This window comes from Enterococcus sp. 5B3_DIV0040 (assembly GCF_002140755.1).
Lineage (GTDB): Bacteria > Bacillota > Bacilli > Lactobacillales > Enterococcaceae > Enterococcus_D > Enterococcus_D casseliflavus.
On record NZ_NGLC01000001.1, the window covers coordinates 2,285,179 to 2,308,372 of the forward strand.

Below are 23,194 nucleotides of genomic sequence, written 5' to 3' on the forward strand. Positions count from 1 at the left end.
GCCGGTAACATGCCCCACACTCCTCGCATTTCCAAATAAACGTGTCTTGAAAATGCGGTGCACCACCCTCTAAAAGCCGAAAACGAACAATATGTTTCGCTAAATTGCCGCAATCACACGTCACATAGGTTGGCGGCCAGCTGGCATAGGCCAGTGTCTCAAATGGCACATGATAGCTGTTATAACAACGACGATTACTTACTATACGCATGTTTCCTCACTCCTCTTTTTTCTACTTCTAGTCTACCATCTTACGCATTCTTATGAATCCCTGTATTTTCTCTAACAACGCTTGTCCCGTGTTTCAGACGCCTAAGCGCCTGAATGGATGTGACTTTCCAGCTGTAAATGGGATCAAGTGCTTCTGTTGTCAAAGAAGCGAAATTTCAGAAGATTTTCTAATTCGTTCCTCAGTCATTTGGCTAGTATAACCTAAAACATAACCTGCCTGCTTCCAAGGGTAAACTGTATCAGCGCCAAAATTTTAAAAAAATTTTGGACCAAAAATAGAAAAAATAGAACCCCACGATTTTTTCCATTTTTTCGCTGACCCTTTCCAGCAGTCAGAACATGTTTTCGAGCCGGTTATGCCAAACGACCGACGCACGAAAAGAAAATCTACCCTGAATTTTCACTTTTGATCTTTGACAACAGAATCACTATTCTTGATCACACAGCTAACTATGGAAGTCACACCAATCAAGACCTTAGGGGCTTTGCCCCTAACACCCCAGCCAACTCACTCCACCGAAAAGGTAGAGGGGGGGAAGGCGCACATCCCAAAGGTATCAAAAAAAATAATTTTTTAAGGAGGAATCACCATGAACACACAAACAACACACACACCCTATCAAGTCGGAGACATCTTTTATAGCTCCTGGGGCTATGAACAAACCAACGTGACTTTTTGGCAGATCGTGAAACTAACCGAAAAAACCGTCTGGTTTCGACCATTAAAAAAGCAGACTGTCAAAACATATACTTCTATGAGTGGCGAAACAATGCCAATACCAAATGAATTTATCGATTATCCACTTGCACGAACCAAAGACAGTATTGTTCAAAAACGAATCAACCCGAACCATCCAAATGAACTCTACGGCAATCGCAGTTGGGACACCTTTTATCGCTATGATGGACAATCGGTTTATGAAAGCAGTTATTACTAAGAGGGATCTTTTCCCTCTTGGTTCAAAATAAAAAATTATTTTAAGGAGAGATTTCACATGATGAACAACACAAATTTAATTGGCAAACTAACAAAAGAACAATTACTAAACTGGGATGTTCGGGCAATTGGTTGTCCAGAAATCTTTGAACAATGGCTAAACGCAGTAGCTGAAGAAAATGTTGTTTCTACTACACTCATTTATACCAAAATTGATGGACAAAATGATCTCATTCTAAATGTCTGTTGGGCCGATACACAAGAAGAACTAGAAGAAAAATATCCTTACTTTTTCTTTAGCTATTCTTGCTTAGAAAAAGAATTTTGGGGATTTGTTTCTGCCGCCGCAAAGTCGAAAGCTACTTTTGACACTGAATTCTTCTTTGATCAACTTGCTGGATATTGTTAAGGGGCATAAGCCCCTTGCCCCAAAAAAATTTTACGAGGAGTACTTGCCATGACAAAAAGAAAAACCTGTTCAATGGTCGATTGTTACGACCGGAATACGCACGACTATTTAGGATCTTTTGAACAAACGAATGAAAACATTGTCAATTATGTTGCTAGTCTAAGCCCGTTTCAATCGGTTTATTTAGTCGAACATACGAGCGATACCTTGCTTCTAACAACCATCGGTAATTTTCTAGACCAGGTACCGAACCAACCATGGTTACAAAAGATCTTGCCTACACTTATTGCCAAACAAACCGGAGATCTTGTTATTAAGCCCGTAAAAATGACGAAGTAAATCAATCACATACTCAAGGGAAGCTTTCTTCCCTTGAGAGAAAGGAAAATGCCTCATGTTTACAGATCTTACTCCTTTTGGAGAACCCATTGAAAAAGAAGAATTTGTTTCTCATTACATGGAATTGTTCGAAGGCGCCATCAAAAAAATGTATGCCATTGATACCTTTTACCCAAAAGAGCGCCAATACCTAAACGCTGAAAAACAAAAAATCACCTTGTTGTATGATCAATTTGAAGTAACTTACCAAAGAGAGCCGGATTATCGCTATCTCTCTCAATGCTTGACACAAAATATTCTTAAAAAAGAACATCTTTTTGCGCCCCATGAAACGAATCTGATGTCCGCAGAACACTTTGCGAATATCTACACTGATCAACTAAAAAACCAAAAGCTTTGTACCGTCGAACAATTCGGCCAAGATGCCTTTTATCTTCTAGATCGAGAATACCACCGTGCAATCACACGTTACAACGAACAAAATCAAGCCATTGATGGCTACCCTGAATTACAAATTCAAAACAATGGCTTTTTACAACAACAATTACTCAAACAGCTAACCAATGAATTTCATACATTGTATCAAGCCTATCAAGTTGACTAAATTTTTACTTAGATAGGCTTGATCAGCCTAAACGATCTTTTCCATACAAAAAATCCTCTAAAGAAACACCTGTCTTTTTCGATAACAACATACATACTTCTATAGGTGGAACTTTCGTTCCTTCCTCCCATTATTGAACCGTTTCTTTATCTATTCCAAGTAAAAACATTTCTTGCAAGCAACCATCATTCTCTCGTATTTGTTTTCATCGAAATCCTAGCCTTGCTTGAAACCAATGAATCACTACTTGGACTTGTTCTGCCACAAAATCCAACACACTGGTAATTAACTGACTGGGAGAAGGCATCCCTTGACCCGATAATAACAAAATCACCACCACATAAACCACGCCTAAAATCGCCAGCAGTTTTAAAAACTCCCAGGCACATGTCAGTAAAAATCGCAACATCTTTTCCTCACTCCTTTTTTCATTGCTTGATCATTGCACATCAATCACTGTTTCTAAGTTTTCTAACTGCTTTACGACAAATACACGGTTGTCTTTTGTAATTCCTTTTAAGCCATTCTTCTTTGCCTTAACAGAATAAAAAAGAAAGCTTGCTTTTTTCCAACTCTTGAAACAATTCCCGGTAACAAACATACTCAGGATCCTTGTACTCGATTTGTTTGACTTGCCCATTTGTCCATGTTCCTTCTAAATACTCTTTCTCTTGCCCGTTGATTTTTGTTTGTACCTCAAATTGAATATCCTTGTTTTTCTCTATGTGTAAAACAATTGTACTTGCCAATAACTCTTTCGCTTCGTTTTCTTCTAACACGTAATTTTCAGCTACTAACGCTTGTTTGATTTCTGTTTCATAAGCCATTCTTTCGTTATAAACCACAACTAACGCATGCACCATAAAAGCTACATAACCTACAAACAAAACAAAGCTAACAAAAAAACAAAAAACAGGTCCCTTTTCAAATGAACTAAGCATTTCAGTGAAAAACAACCAACTACAAACAGCCAAGAAAATTAATCCGAATAAACAACACAAAAACCAAAGAAGGTTTACTGTCATAAATTGCCTTACCACAAAATCAAACAAAGTTCCTTTCACCCTCCTTTCTCATTTTTTCTTCTAATGCTTTTTGTAAATCCGGTACATCTTGATGGATAAACCGCCAAATGTCCATTCGTCTATAGCCACGTCTATTTTCCTTATGAACCAGATAATGCCTCATTCGAATAATTTGTTGCCAATTACATTCTGTCAACGAATATCGAAAACTATCGCTTAGACGATACGCGAATATTTCCCCAATCTCAATACAACACATGCGAACAGATCGTTGATAATCTTCGTCTTCTTGAAACAACAACGGATTATCACCAAAACGCTCGATTGTTCGTTGAATTTCTTGACAACAACCAATCACTTCGTTCACATAATAAACATCTTGTTCTTCAATTGTTGTTCACTTCCTTTCTCTTACAATAAATAATCAATGGCTTGCGGATTTTCTCGAACATACTCGCAAACCGATTGAACCTCATCCTCGATAATCTTTTCATCTCGTTCGCGCAACTCAGTCGTACCTAAAATTTCGCCTAATCGATTGAGACCTAACACCTCGTCTACAATTTTAACAATTTTCATCGATCGTGCCGCTTGTGTTTTCAAATACACTAATTTGCGGTTATAATTTGGTTTTTCCGGCTTCAACGTCAACGGCACTTTTTCTACCCCTTGAATCAATCTCGCCCAAGGTTCCCATAATTGATTATCTTTTTCACACGTTTTTGGCTTTTCTAAAACCGTTAACTGATTTGCTAAAATCCCGACAACTAATGAGGAAAAATCTCTTGCCTCTAAATAATGATCCAAAAAACGTTCTGCTTTTTTGTTCTTCATGCGAATTTCATATCGGTTTTTTATTTCTACGTCTTCCAATGGAATCTTTTCTTTTTTCGCAATCTCGTAATTTTTTTGATAAAAACAAAAATGCATCAGGCTTTGCGGACTGCCTAGATAAATCGATAACCCGCCACTTTCATCTTCTAACATGCTTTTCTCTTCTTGTGATCGCCACGTCTGAAACTCCGAAACAAATTCATTCTGATTTAATTTTCGTGCCAATTCATGAAGCGAAAAGATCTCTTCGAGATCATCGATAGCTATATCTAACCGACGAGGCACACCACCATATTCCTTACAACGAGTAAAGAAAGCTTTCCACGAATCGCTTCGTTCATCTAAGACACTTTCGTAATGCCGACAGCCTTGACCCGATAATTCAATCAAACACCCTCGCTCATCACCTTTTTTTGAATTCATTACCCGAATCATGCCTTTTTGATACATTTCAATATAGCCAAACAACCTGGTATCCGCGTAATAGAATGAATCAAAGTCCAACCCTAATACTTTTTCTACTACCTTTTTTGGATCATTCGTTGGTATTCGAATGCGAACATAATCAAATTTCACTTCTAACCTTGTATTCGCAACAGTAAAATTCGAATAGAAAGCTAACAATTGTTGTTCCAGTTCTTCCGAGCAACTCCGTTGCCCGTTTTCTATCTTAGATAAAAGCGTCCGATCAATCCCTAATGTATGTGCTACGATCTTTTGGCTCAAGTTCCGACTTAAACGCACACTTTTTAGATGTTCCGGCGACATAAAACCCCTTCTTTCTTGTTTGTCACACCAATTATTAAGATAACAAATGTAATGTGACAAAATATTTTTTCGAAAATGCTATGATACCGGCGTTCAACCGCCCTCAGACAGCAAGTTGTAAGTTTTTACAACCCCCCTGTTAGAATATGGGGGTTTTAGGCGTGCGCTCCGCGCACGCCACCATTTTTGCACACTGCACGCTCAAGGCTAGGCGCAACTGCTAGCGTGCCTACGCACGCTCCCGCCTTTCGCGCTGGTGTACAACTCTGGTGATATGCGCGGAGCATAGGACCCCCATATTCTAACAGGGGATTATTCGATCTGAAGGCAAAGTTGAACACAAAATCATATCCTCTGCTTTCAAATACAACTCTTGTTTTGAATAGTATTTGACAAAAGAATAAGAGAGATTTATGAACCGACCATAAAAAAATGGGCATTCTGCCGTCCTTTCCGGCAATTCGGGCACAATAGGGTTTTCAATCTTTATCTGTAGTAAAAAGCCCTCATAGGGCCCTTCAAGAACCGTTGCTATACAAGCATAACCAATCACTTCATTCGTCGGCACTTTCCTAGAATTGCCAAACCCATCATCCAATCGCTCATATCGATAAACGGGTTTGATTTCTTCCAAAACAAAACAGTCCCCAAACAAAGCGGTCAAGTTCAAATCATTCATTGTAATACGTCGTCGATACTTTGCGGATATTTCTTTCATTCCTTTTCACCTCCTTCAAAGCGCAAAGCCATTAATTGATCGGATAATTGACGAAATTCGGTAAAAAAATTAAATTCCGTTACATCTACATAAGGTGCGTAAAATTCACGGACCTGTTCGGTCCCTGGATCGATATAGCCACGCCCCCGAATCGGTTTATTAAACAATGATTTCAATGTGTTCTCATACATCATTTTATAACCGGCTTTCGATACTTTTCCTAAGGTGACACGCAACCCAAAATTGTCTCGAATTGCCCCTTCTAAATACTTCGTATCCGGTCGTTGTGTTCCTATTAACAAAAACACCCCACATTGACGACCCATTAAAACAATTTGATTCAAATATTTCATTGCCTCTTTTTTCTTTGATTGTTCTAACGAAGCATAATACGCCGCCCATTCATCAACCACTAAAAAATGTGGTTTCAACCCAAAATGGGTATAATCATACCCTAATTCAAATTCTGCAGAATTTCTCAATGTTTCATAACGTTTTTTTGTTTGTTTAGCAACATTTGCCAAACAAGAAACAATAGATTCACCATAAAACACATGGCCTTCAAAAATCGGCAGAGCTTCTAATCTCGCCAAATCCGAACATTTCGGATCGCAAATATCGATGGTTGAAACAGGCAATAAGGCATAGATCAACGTCATCAAAAAATAGGTTTTCCCGCCCCCTGTAGCTCCAACCACTAATCCATGAGGCACTTTATCAAATGCCCATTTGACATTTTTCATTAAGGTGATTACCCCGTTTTTAACCACAACATCTCGAATATTGATCCGATTTTTTTCTACATCATACATAAACGTATAACACACATAGTTCTTTTCTCGTTGTTCTTCCACAAGATCACAGAAAAATGCTTCTTCTAATTCACCTGCTAAATTATTGAACCGTTCGTGAAAAGGTCCTAAATCCAACGGCAAACGCACATAAATCAACCCGTCTTTGTAGTAATAAAAGATTTTCGGGTAATAGACCACCTTTCGGTGGCCGTTTTTTTGTGTTTTTTCAATAACTAAGCGACGGCTTTGGATCATATCCGCTAGTTTTCCTTTATGTACCAAACGCTGGTATACGTTGTAACAAAAGAAATACAAACAAACATAAGCAAACGCCCCCGCTAATAGGAAACTAACCACCACATAACCACCAATTGCCCACCAAGACCACTGCAACAAAACCGATGAACAAAAAACAAACATTCCTGCCATCAACAAAAGAACCGGCAACATCAAATAAAAAATAAATCGTTGAGAAGCGTATTTATGCCTACCGTAAATTCGTACCCCTTTATACTGAAACAACCAATCACCACCTTTATTTTCTTTGTATTAATTCTTTGTTTTTCTCAATGAATACTAAATTTTCCACCAGCTTTTGTATCGGCTCTTGAAATTCTTTCAGTATTTTTCCTGCTTTGAATACCGTTCGTAACAATTCATCTGACTTATCTATTTTTTCTAAAATTGTTGGAACATCAGAAATCATGATTTCTTTTTCCGTTCCAAATAATTCAACAGGTGAAGCTTCAAAGAAAGATGCAATTTTTTCTAAATTATTGAAAGTAGGATAACTTTTACCTTTTTCAATATTAGAAATACTTTGTACATTGATGTCTAATCTATTAGCGAGTTCCTTCTGTGTAATACCTTTTTTTTCTTAATCTAGCAAGATTATTACCAAAATTTTCTATCATAAGAAAACACCTCAAATTAGTAAAAAAGAGCAGTCATACGACTACTCTTTCTTTGATCCTTCTTTTCCAAGTTGCGAAGGGGCTTTCTCATGTGCCGGTGCTGCCACCGTCGGTGACTGAAAGACGTTTTTCCCGGTTTTCTTATAACCTGTCGCTGTGACCTTAATATCACTATTTACAAAAGGATTCGTCGCTTGACGATCAATTGAGGACCAAAAACGAAATTCTACATTTTCTAATTCAATGACATCCCCGTTTTTCAAGCCTTCAATTACTACTTCCGGAGGAAAATTCACAATAAAAATCGTTTCTTGTGCGGCACTTGAACATTCAACCGGGCGTTCTTTGATTTCACCCGTGTTTTCATCTCCTTCATAATCCATCCGAACTCGTTTTGTTTTTACAAAAAAGACTTCCCCTAAGGTTTCCTTTAGTAATCCTGGTACCAATCCTTGATCAAATTCTAACGCCATTATTGTTGTCCTCCTTTTACTTCTACACGATCCGCTAACAAATAGAAATTATCATTAATAATTCGATTCGTTTCTCCATTTCGTCCTAAATTTTGTGAAGTTGGATTAAACGATACTCGCGGATTTACTAATAATACCTCCGCATTGTAACGCATTGCTTTTGGTGCCGCACCAATAGGAACGCGCACCTCGATCATCCCCATTTTTTCAGAATTCATTTGAAAAATTTCTGTTTCAATTCGCCGAACGCCTCGATTATTTCTAGGACCGTCTGAGCGATCGTGCGTTTGATTCCATACTTTTCCTAAAACTTCTATTTGATCAATTGCTACATAACGTAAACCCATAATTAATTTTCTCCTTCCATTTCTTCGAAATTCTTTTTCTTTCTTTTATAACCAAAGAACCCAGCAATACTTGTCACAATCACACCTAGAATAGAAAGTGCTGCATGAATTTCTTCCCCGGTTTTTGGTAAGACTTTGGTCTTTCCATCCGCTGTTTTGACTTCAATATTTCCACTAGGAAGTTTCTTCACAGGGATTGATTGATCCTCCACTAAATTTCCTTGACTGTCTTGTACCAATGGAACACCATCTTTTACCCCGACAATCGTTTGTCCACTAGCAGCTTTTAGCGGCGTAGCAGGTGTTGGAATATGAGTTAATTCTTTTACATCACTCGTGACAATCGGTACGCTGGTTCCTTTGGAACTATCCGTTGTGATTTCACCAACTGGCGTAACCGATACCGTGACTTCTTTTGCCGGAGCGACTGGTTTATCTTCTTTCGGTTTGGTTTCTTTGTCTTCTTTTAGTTTTTCTGCCGGTTGGCTTGGTTCTTCTTTTGGCTCTTCACTAGTAGAAGGTGTGGTCGGTTGATCCGTACTTGATGAACCGGTTGTCCCTTCAGAAGGATCCGTCGTTCCTGGTTGTTCTGGTGTCGTACCTGGTGTTTCTGGTGTAGTTATCCCAGGATCTATTGGTGTTGTTCCTGGTTCTTCACTGTCTCCACTTGGTGGTGTGACAGGAACATCTGGCTCTTCTGGCGTTGTTGGTACTGGAACTTCTGTTCCACTTGTCCCAGGATCTACTGGAACCGTTGGTCGACTTTCTCCGGTATCCGATACTTCTGGTACTGGAACTGGAGTCTCCGTTTCTTCTGTCACCGATGGTGACGTTGGTGTTTCTTCCTCTGCAAACGCAATCACACCACTTGTCAAAAATAACGTACTAAATAGAGAAATCAGCAAATATTTCTTCAATTTCTTTTTTTCTCCTTTCGTTTACTCTTTTTCTTTTCTCTAAAACTTCTCGATTTCGTTCACGACTATCCCGATAAATTTGTTATAATTCTAAAAAGGTTACGTCATAGCCATTCAGTTGCATTTCTTCAACAAAAAACTTATCTAATCTCATTAACAAAAATTTTCACCTCTCTTTTACTCAGAAAAATAACCAACCCATAAACAATAACAAAAACCAACATGTAAAATGAACACGAAACTAAAATACACCACTTGCTTCCATGAAAAAAAACGATTTTTTCATTCACACAACTATCGGAAAAGAACGAAAAAGATAAACCGAACAACAACAGCCCAAAAGGAAAAACCACCTTATAAAACCATTCTTTCACTCGAAAAAACATAGAGTGGCTTTTTCTTTCTTCTCTTCTTCGAAAATCTTTTCCCACCACAGCAAAAGACACTGGTAAAAAACCAAAAAAGAAAAGAAAAAATGGATAATCAAAACACACAGACCGTTGCCAAGAAAATTCCATTAATCCCTTAGGTAATTCTTTCTTGTACTGATCAACAACTGAATAAACGAGAAGAACCATTGAAACAATTACAAACAGACAAAAACAAATCTGTTTCTTTTTCATATGCTTCACCTTTTCTAAAAAACCAAACAAGCGGCTAGTTGTCTAACCGCTTGTTCGTCCTTTTTAGTCTTTGACTTTGTATAAGTCGTAACCAATCAATCCTGCCGCAAGGACAAAGATTAGGCCGATAATGAGCCAGATACTATTATCTTCTGAACCTGTTTTTGGCAACATCGGCACTACAGAAGCTGCTTTCACTGGTTGTGGTGGTTTTGGTGCTTCCACAAATTGGACCGTTTGGTCTTTGTTTGTGAGATCCACATTATGTTTTGCGACTTCTTCAAACGATTCTTTCTCGTCTTCTGTTTTGGCTTGGAGCCATTCCGCAAAACTTAACCCTTTCCCAGCTAAGTTTCGACCGTCTACCAAGAACTCAAACAAGAATTCCATGGTTTCTTTGTCTGCCGTAAAGATTTTTTCCGCATGGGTGCCTTCAAATGGTGTACCGTCTGGGGTTAAGTAGCCTTGAACGATCAACTTGTAGATTTGACCAATTGCTAGACCGTCTACTTTAACCCATTCAAGCACGGTTTGATTTGGCAATGCCAAGATCTCTTTTCCGCCATTTTTATTCGTAGCTTTGGTGGTAATCGTTGGATTGACGATTGTAATGGTTTGGTCTTTGTCGGTAATGTCCGCATGCGTTGCTAATAACACACCGTCTCTAAAGAGATCTTCAAAGACGACCACTTCTTTTCCACGTAATGCACGGGCATCTAGGATAAAGTCTAAGTGTACTGTACCATCGGTACGTTCTGCCACAAACGTTAACGTATTTGTGACCTCTTTGCCGTCTACTAGCACTGGTTTTTCTGTTGCTTTGTCCATTAGAATACCGTTTACTGTATATGTTTTTCCAACGATTAAGTCGTGGTATTTCACAGCGTCTGTAATGGTGACTTTCGTTAATGGATTCACTTCTTTTAAGCCAGTTGTTTTGTGTGTAGCGGTGGTGCGAACACCTGGATTCGTTACCCGTACCGTTTGCCCTTCATCCGTAATATCCGCATGAGAGGCTAATAATACACCGTCTCTGAAGAGATCTTCAAAGACAACGACTTCTTTTCCACGTAATGCACGTGCGTCCAACACAAAGTCTAGATTTACTGTACCGTCCGTTGTTTCTGCCACAAAGGTTAAGGTACTTGTGATTTCTTTGTCGTCTACTAACACTGGTTGTTCGGTTGCTTTGTCCATCAAGATTCCATTGACTGTATACGTCTTTCCTACAATCAAATCATGATAGGCAACTGCATCGGTAATCGTTACAACAGCCAATGGATCAATCACTTGTAATCCTGTTTCTTTGTCTGTTGCTTTGGTGCCGATTTCTGGATTTGTAATACGTACCGTTTGACCTTTATCATTGATGTCTTTGTGATTTGCCAGCTCTTCGTCATTTCTGAAAAGACTTTCAAATACGACGATTTCACGACCATTTAAGTCGGTTAAATCAAAAGTAAATGGTACGATCACTGTTTCATTTTCTGCTTTGGCAATAAAGCCAACACTAGTTTCTACCGTATTTCCATGCACAAGCAACGGTTCACTGGTTGCTTTGTCTATTAAGATTCCTTTGATCAAATAAGCTTTTCCTGGAAGGATCTCTTTGACTTCAACGGTATCATTCAAGGTAAACAGTCCCGTTGGATCTGCGACCGTCAACCCATCTTCAAAGACAGCTGTGGTATGAACCGTTGGATTGTTTACCCGGACACTTTGATTTTCATCGGTAATATCTTCGTGTGCTGCAACTTCAATGCCATCACGGAAAAGTTTTTCGAAGACAACGATCGTTTGACCTTTCAAGACGCTGGCATTGACCACAAATTCCAGGTCTTTTGTGCCATTGGCTTTGTCTGCAATAAAGGTCAACGTTTTTCTGATTTCTTTACCATCTTGTAAGATTGGCGTATTCGTTGCCTTGTTCATCAATACCCCTGAAATGGTGTATTCTTTACCGACAAACAAATTGGTATAAGAAACACTGTCTTTGATTACCACTTTTTCAAGTGGATCAATGACTTTTTCCCCATCTTCTTTATTTGACGCTTGTGTTTCCAATGTTGGTGGAATCAAATAGTTGCGTACAGAAACAAGCAGCGTTTCGCCATCATCGGGTGCATTTTGTTTGAAAGCAACCGTGAATGCTTGTTTGTCTGTATTTGGTTGGAAGCTTTCTAATGGTGCTTTTTCCAAGAAATAGTAAGCCCCAGCAACTAACCCTTTGACAAGAAGTTCCCCATTTTTATCCGTGGTGTATTCTCCAAGGGTTTGGCCTGCTTGGTTGTACAACGTAAACGTCACACCGGCAAGTGGGGTTTTCTTTTGGTTCCATTCTTCATACTTGAACAATTTCACGTTCTTGCGTGCTTGGCGGTTCGCAAAATTGATCACTTTGATTGGTTCTGTGTCATCGGTAATCGAGAACACCAACGGTGTTTTGTTTAAAACATAATTCTTCGGAGCATTGATTTCTTCGATACGGTACCGATTGTTTCCATAGGTAAACGTACCGTTCGTAACAAGATAGCCTTTGTCATTTGTTCGGAAAATATCAGTGACTTCGGTATCATTTGGAATGGCAAACGTGACATACTTGTTGGCTAGGGTATCAAAGATCTTGAATTCTGTATTGGCAAGTGGAATGACTTTGCCTGTTTCTGCATCGACTTTGACAATTTTGACTGCTTGTTCAATGATCTGATCTTCTAACACATAACGGAAGGTTTGACCTTGTTCGGAAATCGTGACTTCAAACGGTTCAAACAATTTGTAGCCTTCCTTGCCTTTCGTTTCAGAAACGATATAGGTGTCATAAACAACGGCGTTTTTACCGAAGGTAAAGTAGCCATCTTTGTCCGTTAAGACTGCTTTGACAACTTTCCCGGTTGTTTTTGAGGTCAAAGAAATTTCAATGCCTTCTAACTTCGGTTTCTTGTCAGGATCTTTCGTATCCACAAAGTCTTTATTACCGACCTTGACCCCTTCAATCGTTCCTTTGATTACTTGATCTTTGGCGGTGATTTCTTTTGTGACGGTTTCTTTGTCTTGGCCACCATAGACTAACTCAAAGTGGATCTTATTCGTATTGAGATTGTATCCGACTGGCGCTTTTTCTTCTAAGAAGTAATACGCTCCAAGTTTTAAGTCTTTGACTTCGGCTTGGACTTTTCCATTGATATTTTTTAGCGTAACAGATTTGATTTTCTTTCCGTCTGCTTGATACAGTCCATAGACTGCGCCTTCTAAGGTCGCAGCACCTTGTGCGTTGTTTCCTGTTTCTACATCTTCTTTGAAGATGCGCGCAATCCCTTTTTGTTCTTTGTTTTCAATTTTTTGATCCGCATTTGTGATCGCAACGTTTTGACCAGCATACGAAAGCTTCACAACATACACGGTTGGATTTAACACATAACCTGCGGAAGCAGTTTTTTCTTTGACTGCGTACGTCCCTAATGGTAACGCCTTGGTTTTGGCTTTTCCTTTCACATCTGTTGTAATCGTATCTACTGGCTTTCCACTTGCGGTTGATCCTGCGAATACCTCAAATACATTTCCTGCCAATGCATAGCGATCATTTGGCATGGTTTTACCAAATTCTACCCCTGACTTATCGATGGTAATGGTTCCTTGTTGGGCCTTGTTTTCAAGGGTCACTTTGATGGTTTTGTTGGCTTCAATCGTAAAATCTTTGCTTGTTTTGTTTAAAATATAGCCGGTTGGGGCTTTGATTTCAACAACGGTTCCTTTGGTGCCATGGGTCAAATTCTTAACCGTCGCAATCCCTTTCTCATTCGTTTTGACAGTTTGATCTTTCCCATTGATTGTGACTTTGATTTCTGCATTCGCTAAAGGCTTCTTAGTATCTGCATCAATCTTTAAAATTTCAAGGTTGCCTTGTTTGAGAACATTTAGGTTTAAAACAGAACGCCCTGGCTCTATAGGATTCAATACCCCTATTGTTTGTGAGCCTGGTTTCTTATACACCATTGGTGCACCAGCTACTTTAATTTGATTCAATTTAATTTGTACTTTTTCCGGTGCATCTTTTGTCACAGTGATTACCAATTGATTTCCTTGAATTTTTGCGGTAATCCCTTTTGGTGCATCAACCTCTTTTACTCGAGATAAAAAACCTGTTGTATCAGTCACTTTGATCGTTTCGCCAACTTTTACCGTCTTTGTTTGATTGTTAAAAGAGGCTTTATTATTAAAATTAGTTACTAATTTATTTATCGCAGCTTTACGTGCATTGTAATTCAGAGGAGCATATGTCCAAGTGACTTTACGCCCTAATACTTCTCCAATCATTAATTGCGTCGTAAAATATTGTTCTTTCGATTTATCCGGATTATTGACATAGCCAAAATAAGAAATCAATGTAATCTTATGACGCTTAGAGGCATCTTTCAAATACGTATCCAACGCCTCAGTAGAATGGACTTGCCCATTTCCATCAAAATCAACTCCTGGTTGAATACAAAATGCGGCTTGCCCGTTGACCGTAAACATAGGAATCGCATCAAAGGTAAATCCTTTACGTCCTGGATCATCCACCGTTGCCCAGTTAATCCCTTGACCGACTAAATTTTCATGAACAATATTATCATTTGCGGCACGTGTAGAGACTGCCGCACGACGAACACGAGCAGACCGAGGTTGCGTGACAACGAACGTTTCTTCTACTTCTTTCTCCGATAACGTCGTTTCTTTCGTGTTAGAAACGACTACAGAGTCTTCGGTCTTTTCTTCCGTGTCCTTAGTGTCTACTGGCTGTTCCGCTGGTTTTTCTGTATCCGTAGCGGGGGTATCTGTTGCTTTTTCTACAGAAGATTCTGTCGAGGCAGGCGACTCAGGTGCTGGTTGATCTTCTGTCGTCGGTACCTCTGGTGCATCCGTTGGTTCTGTTGTTTCTGCCGACTCAGAAGAAGGTGTCGTATTCAACGTGCTTTCTTCTGAAGGTTCCTGTGAAATGTCTGTTTCTGCTTCTACCGGTTGTCCCGCTGGGCTGTCTCCTGGGTTTTGTGCTTCCCCGATCGTTTGATCAAGGGCTGCTTTTGAGTTGGTTGCCGGTGCATCAGTCTCTGGCATAAGCTCAGCTGGTGTTTCTACAGCTGGGACTGCTTCTTCTACCGGTTGAACTTCAGCGGCTTCAACGGGAGCTGGTACCGTTGTTTCTACTGCTGGTTGACTGGGTGTTGTTTCTTCCGCTTGTGCTTGAAACGTCCCGGTCAAAAAGCAGAACTGAGAAAATGCCAGAACCGCAACGGCTTTTAACCAATTCTTTCTTGTTCTTTGTGACACAAGAATTCATTCCTTTCTGAAAAATTTTGTATAATAAATCGCCGTTACCGAAAATTGATAACGACGTGAATGCTTGGTTTTATTTTGGTTGATCTGGTGATCTTACCCGTGGAAGTTTTCTCATTGTATTTCACTCCAATCAAAAAAGACTAGAAAAACTCTAGCCTTTTAAAATAAATCTTTTTATTCATCAGCAAATCCATTTTCTAAAAAGTCAACTGTCCATTTACCAGTATTATTATAATTTGAATCTAGTAACTCATTAGCTCCAAACCTCATATCATACCATGGACTATTTTCATTATTAATCTCTGCATAACCATACTCCGAAGCCGCTGCTTCTGAATCAAACACTCTTCCGCTATTTCCCATATTAATAGGTGTCATATCTTTTTCTGGTTTTGGTGTTTCAGAAGGTGTAGTTGTTCCTCCTTGGTTTTCACCTGTACTTGGTTTCTCAGCCGGAGTGCTTGGTTGTTCTGTTGGTTTACTTTCAGCTGGCTTGTTTTCTGCTGGTTGACTTGGCGTTGTTGGTTGGGCTGGTTGAGCAGGTGTTTCTGTACTTTCAGTTGGTGTACTTGAATCTCCTACATATTCAATCGCTTTTTTGGCGACTAAATTATTATAATCTCCAACTGTTTCATCAAATTCACCCGATAAAGCGAAGAACCCTGCACCTCCTTTTCCAGGATATGTTGCGTCAAACCATTTTAGAAAGTCTTTTCCTGTCTTAAATGGTCCAGCTTCTACATATTTTGTCCCATCTTCTACGTATTCTTTTGAATAAAAGCCTTCAAGTTGACCGTATTCTCCTACGGAAGATTGTCCTTGTGCACTTGCTTTCTTTTCAGCTGCTTGTTTTGAAGCCGTTGATTTTCCTGAATCTTCTTTTCCTTTCGTTTGAGACGAAGTCGCTGATTTTGCAGCTTCTTGTTTGCCTACGGGTTTATTGGCATCATTCTTATCTTGTGGGGTGACCACTGACTGTGCCACGGTTTCTCCCTTATCGTTCTTAGCTGTCACGACATTGCCGTCAAAGACGAGCGTATTGCCTGCGTAGATCAGATCCACATTCGCAATCTTATTTATATCCGCTAGTTTTTGTACCGTGATATTCGTTGCTTGGCTAATGCCGCTTAGGGTATCACCCCAGACAATCGTATACTTGTTGTCTTTGGCTTTGTTTATATCTGCTTTGATTTGTTCCACCGTACGTGGGGTCCACACACCATCTACTTCTGACGCCTGGGCTTCATTCCCGCTAGTGAAAAACACCACGCCTAATGCAGCTCCTAAAATAAGACTTCCTAACACTGTTTTTTTCATCGTTATTTCTCTCCTTTATTCTTTATTGTTATTCTGTAATAAGTTTGTTTTATTGTAAATAGATTGTAAGGATTATATTACTCATTCTTTTCATTACTCGTATTCTTTAAGAAAAGAATAGAATTGATATTCCCCCAACGAAAGAAATCCTTCTTTCATGCCTATCGCTTTTTTCACTTCATATACCAATGACTGTTGGTACGTATTTGTATACGTGAAAAAAGCTCGTATGTTTTTCTCAAATCGTTTTTGATCTTGTTTTTCTGTAAACACCTGGAAGAAATGGGAAGAAGTATTCAACTCATAATAAAGAGTTCTCATTTCATCATGCCATTGCACCAACTCCTCGATCGTTGTTTCATTGATTTTTGACTGCTTCGCTGCTTCTTGACAGTATGCCATACGTTGCTCTACTTGAACGAACTGTTGCTTGATTTGTTGGCGTTGTGCCAACCAACAGCCATAGAATAAGACAAACATACTTAGTAAAATAACTAATCCATACCGCCTCAGCTGATCCCACCTCCAATTTTTCATTGTTTTTTTCACCTTCGTTTTTTAATAGTAAGTAAAAGCGATTCCTGATCGTTGACTTAGGTTTTGAATCACCTCCGAAATCGTTGCTTGTGACGAACATTCTGTTTGAACAAAATAATTCAACCATTCTGCTAATGTAATATAACTAACTTCCTGGAGTATTTGTTTTTTATTCTTCTGTGTCGCATTGCTCGAATATCTGCCTTTTGGGTGATACATTCCCTCATTCTCATTTCTTGCGACACCTTCGGTGGATCGAACCAAAGAAACGCACTTCCTTTCACTGTATGTTTCTTTTGTCATCTGCTTTTACAACAAATGATACTTTTTTCGTAGATACCTCAGTCTCGATAAAGGGACTTGATAGGCTTCAGATACCTGCTTGAGTGTCTGTCCTGCAAGCAAGTCGGAAACGACTTGTTCTTCTAATCCTGGGCGTACATCGAAAAAATACTGACATGCTCGTTGATGAAACGCCTCTTTTGTTTCTCCAACCTTTCGAACCGGATCGATCGGCGTACCTAAAATCACGAGTAACTGATCACGTCGTTTGATTGCTTGCGGATCATTGAACCAATTCGGATGGTATTCTTCGTCGGTTAATTCAGCTAATTCTTTTCTTGCCAGCTTCTTTAACTGGTATTTTTCTTGTGCGTCTAGAGGTTCTTTAATCATGTTTTTGTTCACACTCCTCAAATTCCAAGTGCTGATCGAGACCATCGATGATATGGCGAATTTGTCTCAGATCGATTCCTTCATCTTTAGCAATTGAAACCACGCTGAAAAGCATAATACCCAGAATATCGCATCCGTCTAACTCTTCGGATATGATCGATACATGATTCCCTTGTTTTTCCACTTGTACACAACCATTGATTTCTTGGTTCATTTTTCAATCCCTCCTTCTTGATAAATGGCGTTTTTCCAACACTAACCAAACCTTCGATACCAACCAATTGACTAACAGGTCCAACAAATGAAATACACCCCATACCAACAAACACGTACACCCTAGTACGAACACATATGCGATTTCTCTCATTTCTTCCCTCCTAACAAACCAACTGTTCTTTTTTCTTCCTGGTAGGCTGAATGGTACGAGTATGAAAATGTGTTCGAAAGCCTCGTTGGAGTTTATCTATTCTCATAGTCATTCATAAAGGAAGTTCTATACTCGCACCATTCAACCTACCAAGTATTCATTTATAACAATTATACCCACATGAAACTTTTTTTAAACTCGATTTTTTCTTGATGCAAACGATAAAATTTATTCTTTTCTCGAGTTAATGGATCTTCCTCACTAATTCGCTGTTGACCAGCATATATTTCTTTTTGCATCAGAAAAGACCATCGATACACCCAAGCACTCCCTGCTAATACCGTGCCATTACCAACAATCGCTTCATCTGTTACACGGGCATGCTCACAAACCAACGCACCATCTTGAACAATTGCTTTCCCTGAAACATAAGCACCATCTGTCACTACTGCCTTTCCTCTGATCGTTGCTTCATAATTAATTTCCGCATTTCCTATTACCCATGCCTGTTCTCGCACTTTCGCATTTTGATGAACATACGCGTTACCCCCAACTAGCGCACTATTATATATCCAACAATCGCCATATTGACTTAAATTCGACAAATGTTGAACAAACCCTCCATAATCGCCTTTTCGCACATCTCCGAAATCGATCAACGCTTGAATACGATAAAAAGGCTCACCAGCAAATAACACATATTGATCTGTTAAACAATACTTTTTCACATCCTTTCCCTCACTTCCTCTTCTAACTAAAAAAGCTGTCCGAATAGACAACTTGGATTTTTCTTGTGCCTGTATCATGTCTTTTTCAAAACAAAGTAAATTTTGTTTTTCCCTCCTCGCCTTCGATCAATTCGTTTCAACAAAGAAAAATCTTTTAACTGACTGTAAAAAGTCTTTCGCTCCTTTTCTGTTTTGAACAAATACAAACAATCTTCAAAAGAAAGTTCTTTTCGGTTCGTACGCCGCATATATTGAATCAATTGTTGTTCGCTTGAATAGAACTGCTTTTGATTGTCGTACATTTCTTTTCCATCCTTTCTTTGATTGTTTACTTGTTCTTGGAGTTTTTTTGAAATTTCTTTGTTTCTATACGAAAATTTATCTGATCCTTCATTCATTTTGTTACCTTTCATTAATCAACTTTCGCAAAATAGTCAAACAAAGTTTGAATTGATAAGGAGGTGAACAAAATGATTGAAGTGATCAAACGTATCGTAAAACTACCTTTTTTAATCGTTTATGCGATACTAAAAATTGCCTGGGAACACAAGCTTATTACTGGAGGTATTATCCTATACAGTATCTTCAAATATGCTTTCCTAGGCTTTTTAGAAGGAATTAGAGATTTATTCTAATTCTTTCTAATTGTTAGAAAATAATAGAAACCGTGACCACTATTACTTTCTAACAAGAAACAAGTCTAATTAGAATTCTCTAGTTAGGCTTGTTTTGATACAATCATTCATTGTATCAATCAAGAAGAAAACATCTTTTTTCCTCTTGATTCGTACAACAAATTTTAACAATATGCTATAATTTTACCGATTACTTCATTCATTTTGTCCCTTCTAGTTCATCAACTTTCTCAAACTATTCAAGTAAAGCTTGAATGAGCTAGGAGGTGAACAAAATGATTGAAGTGATCGAAACTATCATGATACGAATGATCATGATAGCCGAATTTGCTTGGAAGCATAAAATAGGAACAGCTCTTTTCCTGTTCTTATTTTTCAGTGACACTATTGTTTCTTTCTTTTTTTGAAATTCTTCCTGAAGCAATATTCGAACTGTTGTTAGAAGCAATAGAATCTATAAGTGCTATTGCTTTCTAACAAAAACAAACCTGGTTAGGATTCTCTAATTAGGCTTGTTTTGATACAACAATTCATTGTATCAATCAAGAAGAAAACATCTTTTTCCTCTCGATTCGTACAACAAATTTCCCTAGTCTTCTTTTACTTTTCCATTTTCACCCGATCCACCAATTCTAATAACTCTGGATCCTCACAAATATTACCAACCACTTGAACATCCTCGATCACTTCAAACAAATCCTCAAAATGATATTCCCACTCACATATGAAACAACCATTTGTAAAAATTACTATTCCATATACATCATTGTAAACATCTAAACAAATATCACCTTCAAAAATTTCTACGTCGTTTCTATCTTTAAGACCGGATGACCACATCAATTCACATTCCCTTAGAGGAATCAAATCACATGTACCCTCTACTGCCACATATGGTTCACAACAAGTCCAACTTCCCTCGAAATTTAGTTCGATCACTTTTGCCATTTCACCACCACGTTTTAAAAAAGCTCTAAATTTTGGTACCATAGAACACTCATTCCTTCCTTTTGCAAAATAAAAAACTTCCGTAAATACTAGAAGTTTGATTGATTTTATTCTTATTTTTGTAGCAATCAACTCTTTCTTCAAACCCCGAAATACGAAGACGTTGAAATTAAAATTAATAATGAATCTTCGTATTTCTTTCGAGATAAGTCGGGATCAGGGTGAATACCCTGTTAAGAATAGAACATTTTTTATTCTATTCGGTCAATGATCAATTGTTTATCGATCACTCAACGAATAAAATAAAAAAAGCCTTTGTTTTCTTTGACAAAGCCTCGTTCTTCGTAGTCTTGTTTAGCCGGGGAAATGGACACACTGGTAGCATATCGTTTGACTCCGCATTTTTAAGAATCCTCTCTTTCCTAAAAAAGAGCGTACGGATCCCGCATCGTCCGATTACCTCCTCAGAAAAGATTCCCTATTTCCGTAGAGATAACCCCATCTTCTTGCTGGTACCATTTCCCCAAACAAGAATATGGCCGATCCACCTACCCTGACCGTTACTACGCCCCTCATAACTGACGTGTTGACCGTGTAAGCATTCCCCACGAGATCCCCGAAACTCCATGACCTGGATTTTCGACGCCGCAGCGGACGATATATGCACTAAACATATACCAGGTGTCGCTGTGCCCTTTTGATTAAGGAGCACTATAGGCCTTTTTCCACCTATAGCTTCATCGGACTAACTCCTGCTAGGATTTTAGTTAGTATTATTATTTTTATTATGATTGTACCTAGCGATTTATTATTTATGATTTAGTAAATGAGGTAAGTATCTTTTACCCTGAATGTCATCCCGCCGCCTCAAAAAGAACGCTAATTTGAATTGGCTTGACGTTTACGTTGTAATCGTCGTTCTTTTCGAAACCGTCGTTCATATTCATTCAGTTCCCAAAAAGGGAGTTCCAGGAGTTGAGCAATGACTTTCTGTGACTTTCTCGATCGGGCAAGCTGTTTGTATTCTTCGTACTTCGTACGTTGAACTACTTCCGTTAATTGGATCCAACAAATCGTAATTCGTAAATAAGCGACTTTTTCTCGTTTCAACTTTCGCTTCATCTTCATTCGAGCAATATCCATTGCTTTTTCTTTCGATTGTTCGAATGTCGTCACTTGAAATACATGCATCTTATTTACGCCGTTTTGTTGAACAGCTACCGTTTCGATTAGCCATTGAAATAATTTCATTGACTACCTCCACGTAAAAAATACTCTATGGTGCTTTGGTCTTTTACTAACCTCTGCACTATAGAGTATAAATCGCCTAGGAACCTTTGCTCGATTATTTCATATTTCCCTTAATTTTCCTATCCGATGGAGATAACGTTTAGATAGAGGATCAAAGGCAAAAAAAGCAAGAGCTGCTGCTCTTGCTTATCGATGATGGTGCATTCTATTGTGTTTGATCCGTCGTGTCTTCTGGTTTATTTCCCAGTGCTTGCTCCATTTGCTTTACTGCCCAATCCATTAGAAAGATCAACAGCATTGCCAGCACGCTGCCGATCAATGCCCCTGAAAAATGCAATGGGATCAATTTCAGCGGCGTAAAACTAGTACCGATGGTCATTAACAGCAGAACTTGCGGATTGGTAAAAAAATTAGCAACGGTATAATTGACTGGCATAAAAAACTCCGTCAATATGTTTAGAATGATCAATACCACTGCGATTGCTTCAAGGGGCATATGCAAGGACATCAATAAGAAACCCAGCAGCAGCCCCACGATTCCTCCCAGTACCCTGCCGATCGTGCGATTTTTGATTTTTTCCATATGTTCTCCTGCCAAGACGGCAGCAGCAGAAATCAAGATCCAATAGCCGTTGCTGTCTCGCAGCAGGTAGGCAATGTAGGTCGCAATAAACAATATCAAAGAAAAGTGCAGCGCCTTGATGACCATTTCTGGTTGCTGAGATAATGCTAGCGAATATTTCTCGTGCAAGCTCAGTTGTTGAAAGGCCGTTTTTTCTTCTTTCAGCGGCAGCTGTTCAGCCAACGAAATCACCAGTCCAGCAAGCAGTGAGCCTGCGATGCCATAAAGCAAATAGGAACTGTGGTGCAAGATCTCTCCAAGGTGCGCTGCGTGAAAATTAAAGCCGGTGGCATAAAGCATCAACACGAAGAAATAATCGGGCTTGGGGATCCGCATCACTTTTGACAACAAAAACGCAGAAAACGATAACGCACCGATGATAAAAGGCGCGCTCCAAGGAATCAGTGCTGTCCCAGCGCCTAAAATAAATGCCAGCAGCAGCGCAGCGCCGTGGGTCAAAATGGCGCGCAGATTATAAAAAAGGGACCGATGTTGAAAAGCCAAGTAGGAAAAAGCCCCCATCGCCCCCACAGAACTTATCAAAGGGTCCTGAACGAGGATCCCTATAAACAAAGGAACCGCCATCGCAAACCCTGATCCTAACGGACGCAAGACTTTTCGTTTGTCTTTCATGCAATTCCTCCTATCAAAAAATATGTACGATGATACAGCCGTTTTATAAGCAACGTCCTAAACTAGTATACGAAGCAAAAGATGAATATGCAAATTTTTTTCAGAAACTTTGTGAAATTCTCGCAACGATGTCCTTGATCAACTCAATCGCTCATAGAAAACCGTTTATTTATGAAAAAGCAGCAAAAAGAGAAGCATTCGCTTGGCAACTGATTGCAAGCGAATGCTTCTA

29 protein-coding genes and 1 pseudogene are annotated in these 23,194 nt (G+C 39.0%); 6 read left to right on the top strand and 24 right to left on the bottom strand.

Translation table 11 applies throughout. From position 1 onward, the window contains the following. A partial coding sequence (locus A5883_RS19160; RefSeq protein ID WP_176323975.1) for a hypothetical protein occupies positions 1-211 on the bottom strand: 211 nt, incomplete at its 3' end. Positions 212-821: 610 nt separating this feature from the next. Here A5883_RS19160 and A5883_RS19165 point away from each other — a divergent pair. From A5883_RS19165 to A5883_RS10745, 4 genes are read left to right on the top strand one after another with little or no spacing between them, the layout of a single operon-like run. Continuing rightward, positions 822-1,169, top strand: coding sequence for a hypothetical protein (locus A5883_RS19165; RefSeq protein WP_176323936.1), 348 nt, complete (start codon positions 822-824; stop codon positions 1,167-1,169). Between the two features lie 57 nt (positions 1,170-1,226). After that, on the top strand, positions 1,227-1,577 hold the full coding sequence (locus A5883_RS10735) for a hypothetical protein (RefSeq protein ID WP_086338525.1): 351 nt from the start codon (positions 1,227-1,229) through the stop codon (positions 1,575-1,577). Between the two features lie 48 nt (positions 1,578-1,625). Next, complete coding sequence (locus A5883_RS10740; RefSeq protein ID WP_254907837.1) at positions 1,626-1,916, top strand: hypothetical protein; 291 nt, start codon at positions 1,626-1,628, stop codon at positions 1,914-1,916. Positions 1,917-1,971: 55 nt separating this feature from the next. Next, the gene (locus tag A5883_RS10745) at positions 1,972-2,520 is read left to right on the top strand and encodes a hypothetical protein (protein WP_086338526.1); all 549 of its coding nucleotides are present in this window, start codon (positions 1,972-1,974) and stop codon (positions 2,518-2,520) included. A 205-nt stretch (positions 2,521-2,725) separates the two neighbouring features. Here A5883_RS10745 and A5883_RS10750 read toward each other — a convergent pair whose 3' ends face one another. From A5883_RS10750 to A5883_RS10835, 20 genes and pseudogenes are all read right to left on the bottom strand, one after another. Next, entirely contained in the window at positions 2,726-2,929 is a 204-nt protein-coding gene (locus A5883_RS10750) for a hypothetical protein (protein WP_086338527.1), read from the bottom strand. Between the two features lie 127 nt (positions 2,930-3,056). Next, positions 3,057-3,572 (bottom strand): hypothetical protein, encoded by a 516-nt coding sequence (locus A5883_RS10755; protein WP_086338528.1) that lies wholly within the window; start codon positions 3,570-3,572, stop codon positions 3,057-3,059. Beyond that, positions 3,565-3,912: a HepT-like ribonuclease domain-containing protein gene (locus A5883_RS10760; RefSeq protein ID WP_086338529.1), complete on the bottom strand. Its 348-nt coding sequence runs from the start codon at positions 3,910-3,912 to the stop codon at positions 3,565-3,567. Before A5883_RS10760 ends, A5883_RS10755 begins: the two co-directional genes overlap by 8 nt. Positions 3,913-3,956: 44 nt before the next feature. Next, on the bottom strand, positions 3,957-5,147 hold the full coding sequence (locus tag A5883_RS10765) for a replication initiation factor domain-containing protein (protein ID WP_086338530.1): 1,191 nt from the start codon (positions 5,145-5,147) through the stop codon (positions 3,957-3,959). Between the two features lie 301 nt (positions 5,148-5,448). Further along, on the bottom strand, positions 5,449-5,865 hold the full coding sequence (locus tag A5883_RS10770) for a hypothetical protein (RefSeq protein ID WP_086338531.1): 417 nt from the start codon (positions 5,863-5,865) through the stop codon (positions 5,449-5,451). Further along, entirely contained in the window at positions 5,862-7,181 is a 1,320-nt protein-coding gene (locus A5883_RS10775) for an FtsK/SpoIIIE domain-containing protein (RefSeq protein ID WP_086338532.1), read from the bottom strand. Before A5883_RS10775 ends, A5883_RS10770 begins: the two co-directional genes overlap by 4 nt. 13 nt (positions 7,182-7,194) lie before the next feature. Beyond that, positions 7,195-7,365, bottom strand: coding sequence for a hypothetical protein (locus A5883_RS19460; RefSeq protein ID WP_254907838.1), 171 nt, complete (start codon positions 7,363-7,365; stop codon positions 7,195-7,197). Positions 7,366-7,428: 63 nt separating this feature from the next. Further along, positions 7,429-7,524 (bottom strand): annotated as a pseudogene (locus A5883_RS19695) (helix-turn-helix domain-containing protein); the annotation flags it as partial. Positions 7,525-7,614: 90 nt separating this feature from the next. Beyond that, on the bottom strand, positions 7,615-8,046 hold the full coding sequence (locus A5883_RS10785) for a DUF961 family protein (protein ID WP_086338533.1): 432 nt from the start codon (positions 8,044-8,046) through the stop codon (positions 7,615-7,617). Further along, positions 8,046-8,393, bottom strand: a complete 348-nt coding sequence (locus A5883_RS10790; RefSeq protein ID WP_086338534.1) for a DUF961 family protein — start codon at positions 8,391-8,393, stop codon at positions 8,046-8,048. The genes A5883_RS10785 and A5883_RS10790 overlap by 1 nt, the downstream gene beginning before the upstream one ends. Positions 8,394-8,395: 2 nt before the next feature. Then, entirely contained in the window at positions 8,396-9,310 is a 915-nt protein-coding gene (locus tag A5883_RS10795; RefSeq protein ID WP_086338535.1) for an LPXTG cell wall anchor domain-containing protein, read from the bottom strand. 140 nt (positions 9,311-9,450) lie between these two features. Further along, positions 9,451-9,933, bottom strand: coding sequence for a hypothetical protein (locus A5883_RS10800; protein WP_086338536.1), 483 nt, complete (start codon positions 9,931-9,933; stop codon positions 9,451-9,453). Between the two features lie 63 nt (positions 9,934-9,996). Continuing rightward, positions 9,997-15,240: a VaFE repeat-containing surface-anchored protein gene (locus tag A5883_RS19170; protein ID WP_176323976.1), complete on the bottom strand. Its 5,244-nt coding sequence runs from the start codon at positions 15,238-15,240 to the stop codon at positions 9,997-9,999. 183 nt (positions 15,241-15,423) lie between these two features. Then, a complete protein-coding gene (locus tag A5883_RS19810; protein ID WP_086338537.1) occupies positions 15,424-16,566 on the bottom strand; it encodes a LysM peptidoglycan-binding domain-containing protein in 1,143 nt (380 codons plus the stop codon). Positions 16,567-16,659: 93 nt separating this feature from the next. Then, positions 16,660-17,103 (bottom strand): hypothetical protein, encoded by a 444-nt coding sequence (locus A5883_RS10815; protein ID WP_141108401.1) that lies wholly within the window; start codon positions 17,101-17,103, stop codon positions 16,660-16,662. 21 nt (positions 17,104-17,124) lie between these two features. Continuing rightward, positions 17,125-17,367: a hypothetical protein gene (locus tag A5883_RS10820; RefSeq protein WP_086338539.1), complete on the bottom strand. Its 243-nt coding sequence runs from the start codon at positions 17,365-17,367 to the stop codon at positions 17,125-17,127. A gap of 45 nt (positions 17,368-17,412) precedes the next feature. Beyond that, positions 17,413-17,778, bottom strand: coding sequence for a hypothetical protein (locus A5883_RS10825; protein ID WP_086338540.1), 366 nt, complete (start codon positions 17,776-17,778; stop codon positions 17,413-17,415). Next, on the bottom strand, positions 17,771-17,992 hold the full coding sequence (locus A5883_RS10830) for a hypothetical protein (protein ID WP_086338541.1): 222 nt from the start codon (positions 17,990-17,992) through the stop codon (positions 17,771-17,773). Before A5883_RS10830 ends, A5883_RS10825 begins: the two co-directional genes overlap by 8 nt. Positions 17,993-17,995: 3 nt before the next feature. After that, complete coding sequence (locus tag A5883_RS19185) at positions 17,996-18,145, bottom strand: hypothetical protein (RefSeq protein ID WP_176323977.1); 150 nt, start codon at positions 18,143-18,145, stop codon at positions 17,996-17,998. A gap of 170 nt (positions 18,146-18,315) precedes the next feature. Continuing rightward, positions 18,316-18,873: a hypothetical protein gene (locus tag A5883_RS10835; protein WP_141108402.1), complete on the bottom strand. Its 558-nt coding sequence runs from the start codon at positions 18,871-18,873 to the stop codon at positions 18,316-18,318. Between the two features lie 470 nt (positions 18,874-19,343). Here A5883_RS10835 and A5883_RS19190 point away from each other — a divergent pair, with 470 nt between their 5' ends. Together A5883_RS19190 and A5883_RS10845 are read left to right on the top strand one after the other, a co-directional pair. Further along, positions 19,344-19,508 carry a hypothetical protein gene (locus A5883_RS19190; protein ID WP_176323978.1) on the top strand — a complete coding sequence of 55 codons (165 nt, stop codon included), beginning with the start codon at positions 19,344-19,346 and terminating at the stop codon, positions 19,506-19,508. A 275-nt stretch (positions 19,509-19,783) separates the two neighbouring features. Further along, the gene (locus A5883_RS10845) at positions 19,784-19,915 is read left to right on the top strand and encodes a hypothetical protein (RefSeq protein WP_254907839.1); all 132 of its coding nucleotides are present in this window, start codon (positions 19,784-19,786) and stop codon (positions 19,913-19,915) included. Positions 19,916-20,108: 193 nt separating this feature from the next. Here the strand turns inward: A5883_RS10845 and A5883_RS10850 are convergent, their stop codons facing one another. The 3 genes from A5883_RS10850 to A5883_RS10865 form a co-directional block, all read right to left on the bottom strand. Continuing rightward, the gene (locus tag A5883_RS10850; protein ID WP_254907840.1) at positions 20,109-20,588 is read right to left on the bottom strand and encodes a YopX family protein; all 480 of its coding nucleotides are present in this window, start codon (positions 20,586-20,588) and stop codon (positions 20,109-20,111) included. Between the two features lie 747 nt (positions 20,589-21,335). Continuing rightward, positions 21,336-21,707, bottom strand: a complete 372-nt coding sequence (locus tag A5883_RS10860) for a hypothetical protein (RefSeq protein WP_086338545.1) — start codon at positions 21,705-21,707, stop codon at positions 21,336-21,338. Positions 21,708-21,912: 205 nt separating this feature from the next. Beyond that, on the bottom strand, positions 21,913-22,962 hold the full coding sequence (locus A5883_RS10865; protein ID WP_086338546.1) for an FUSC family protein: 1,050 nt from the start codon (positions 22,960-22,962) through the stop codon (positions 21,913-21,915). Positions 22,963-23,194: the final 232 nt, after the last annotated feature.

Coding starts and splice junctions, on each gene's coding strand:
- A5883_RS19460 (WP_254907838.1), bottom strand. CDS start 7,365: ATGATTTCTGATGTTCCAACAATTTTAGAAAAAATAGATAAGTCAGAT.
- A5883_RS10745 (WP_086338526.1), top strand. CDS start 1,972: ATGTTTACAGATCTTACTCCTTTTGGAGAACCCATTGAAAAAGAAGAA.
- A5883_RS10765 (WP_086338530.1), bottom strand. CDS start 5,147: ATGTCGCCGGAACATCTAAAAAGTGTGCGTTTAAGTCGGAACTTGAGC.
- A5883_RS19190 (WP_176323978.1), top strand. CDS start 19,344: ATGATTGAAGTGATCAAACGTATCGTAAAACTACCTTTTTTAATCGTT.
- A5883_RS19810 (WP_086338537.1), bottom strand. CDS start 16,566: ATGAAAAAAACAGTGTTAGGAAGTCTTATTTTAGGAGCTGCATTAGGC.
- A5883_RS19185 (WP_176323977.1), bottom strand. CDS start 18,145: ATGAGAGAAATCGCATATGTGTTCGTACTAGGGTGTACGTGTTTGTTG.
- A5883_RS10830 (WP_086338541.1), bottom strand. CDS start 17,992: ATGAACCAAGAAATCAATGGTTGTGTACAAGTGGAAAAACAAGGGAAT.
- A5883_RS10770 (WP_086338531.1), bottom strand. CDS start 5,865: ATGAAAGAAATATCCGCAAAGTATCGACGACGTATTACAATGAATGAT.
- A5883_RS10825 (WP_086338540.1), bottom strand. CDS start 17,778: ATGATTAAAGAACCTCTAGACGCACAAGAAAAATACCAGTTAAAGAAG.
- A5883_RS10735 (WP_086338525.1), top strand. CDS start 1,227: ATGATGAACAACACAAATTTAATTGGCAAACTAACAAAAGAACAATTA.
- A5883_RS10790 (WP_086338534.1), bottom strand. CDS start 8,393: ATGGGTTTACGTTATGTAGCAATTGATCAAATAGAAGTTTTAGGAAAA.
- A5883_RS10800 (WP_086338536.1), bottom strand. CDS start 9,933: ATGAAAAAGAAACAGATTTGTTTTTGTCTGTTTGTAATTGTTTCAATG.
- A5883_RS19165 (WP_176323936.1), top strand. CDS start 822: ATGAACACACAAACAACACACACACCCTATCAAGTCGGAGACATCTTT.
- A5883_RS10845 (WP_254907839.1), top strand. CDS start 19,784: ATGATTGAAGTGATCGAAACTATCATGATACGAATGATCATGATAGCC.
- A5883_RS10860 (WP_086338545.1), bottom strand. CDS start 21,707: ATGAAATTATTTCAATGGCTAATCGAAACGGTAGCTGTTCAACAAAAC.
- A5883_RS10740 (WP_254907837.1), top strand. CDS start 1,626: ATGACAAAAAGAAAAACCTGTTCAATGGTCGATTGTTACGACCGGAAT.
- A5883_RS10750 (WP_086338527.1), bottom strand. CDS start 2,929: ATGTTGCGATTTTTACTGACATGTGCCTGGGAGTTTTTAAAACTGCTG.
- A5883_RS10815 (WP_141108401.1), bottom strand. CDS start 17,103: ATGAAAAATTGGAGGTGGGATCAGCTGAGGCGGTATGGATTAGTTATT.
- A5883_RS10865 (WP_086338546.1), bottom strand. CDS start 22,962: ATGAAAGACAAACGAAAAGTCTTGCGTCCGTTAGGATCAGGGTTTGCG.
- A5883_RS10785 (WP_086338533.1), bottom strand. CDS start 8,046: ATGGCGTTAGAATTTGATCAAGGATTGGTACCAGGATTACTAAAGGAA.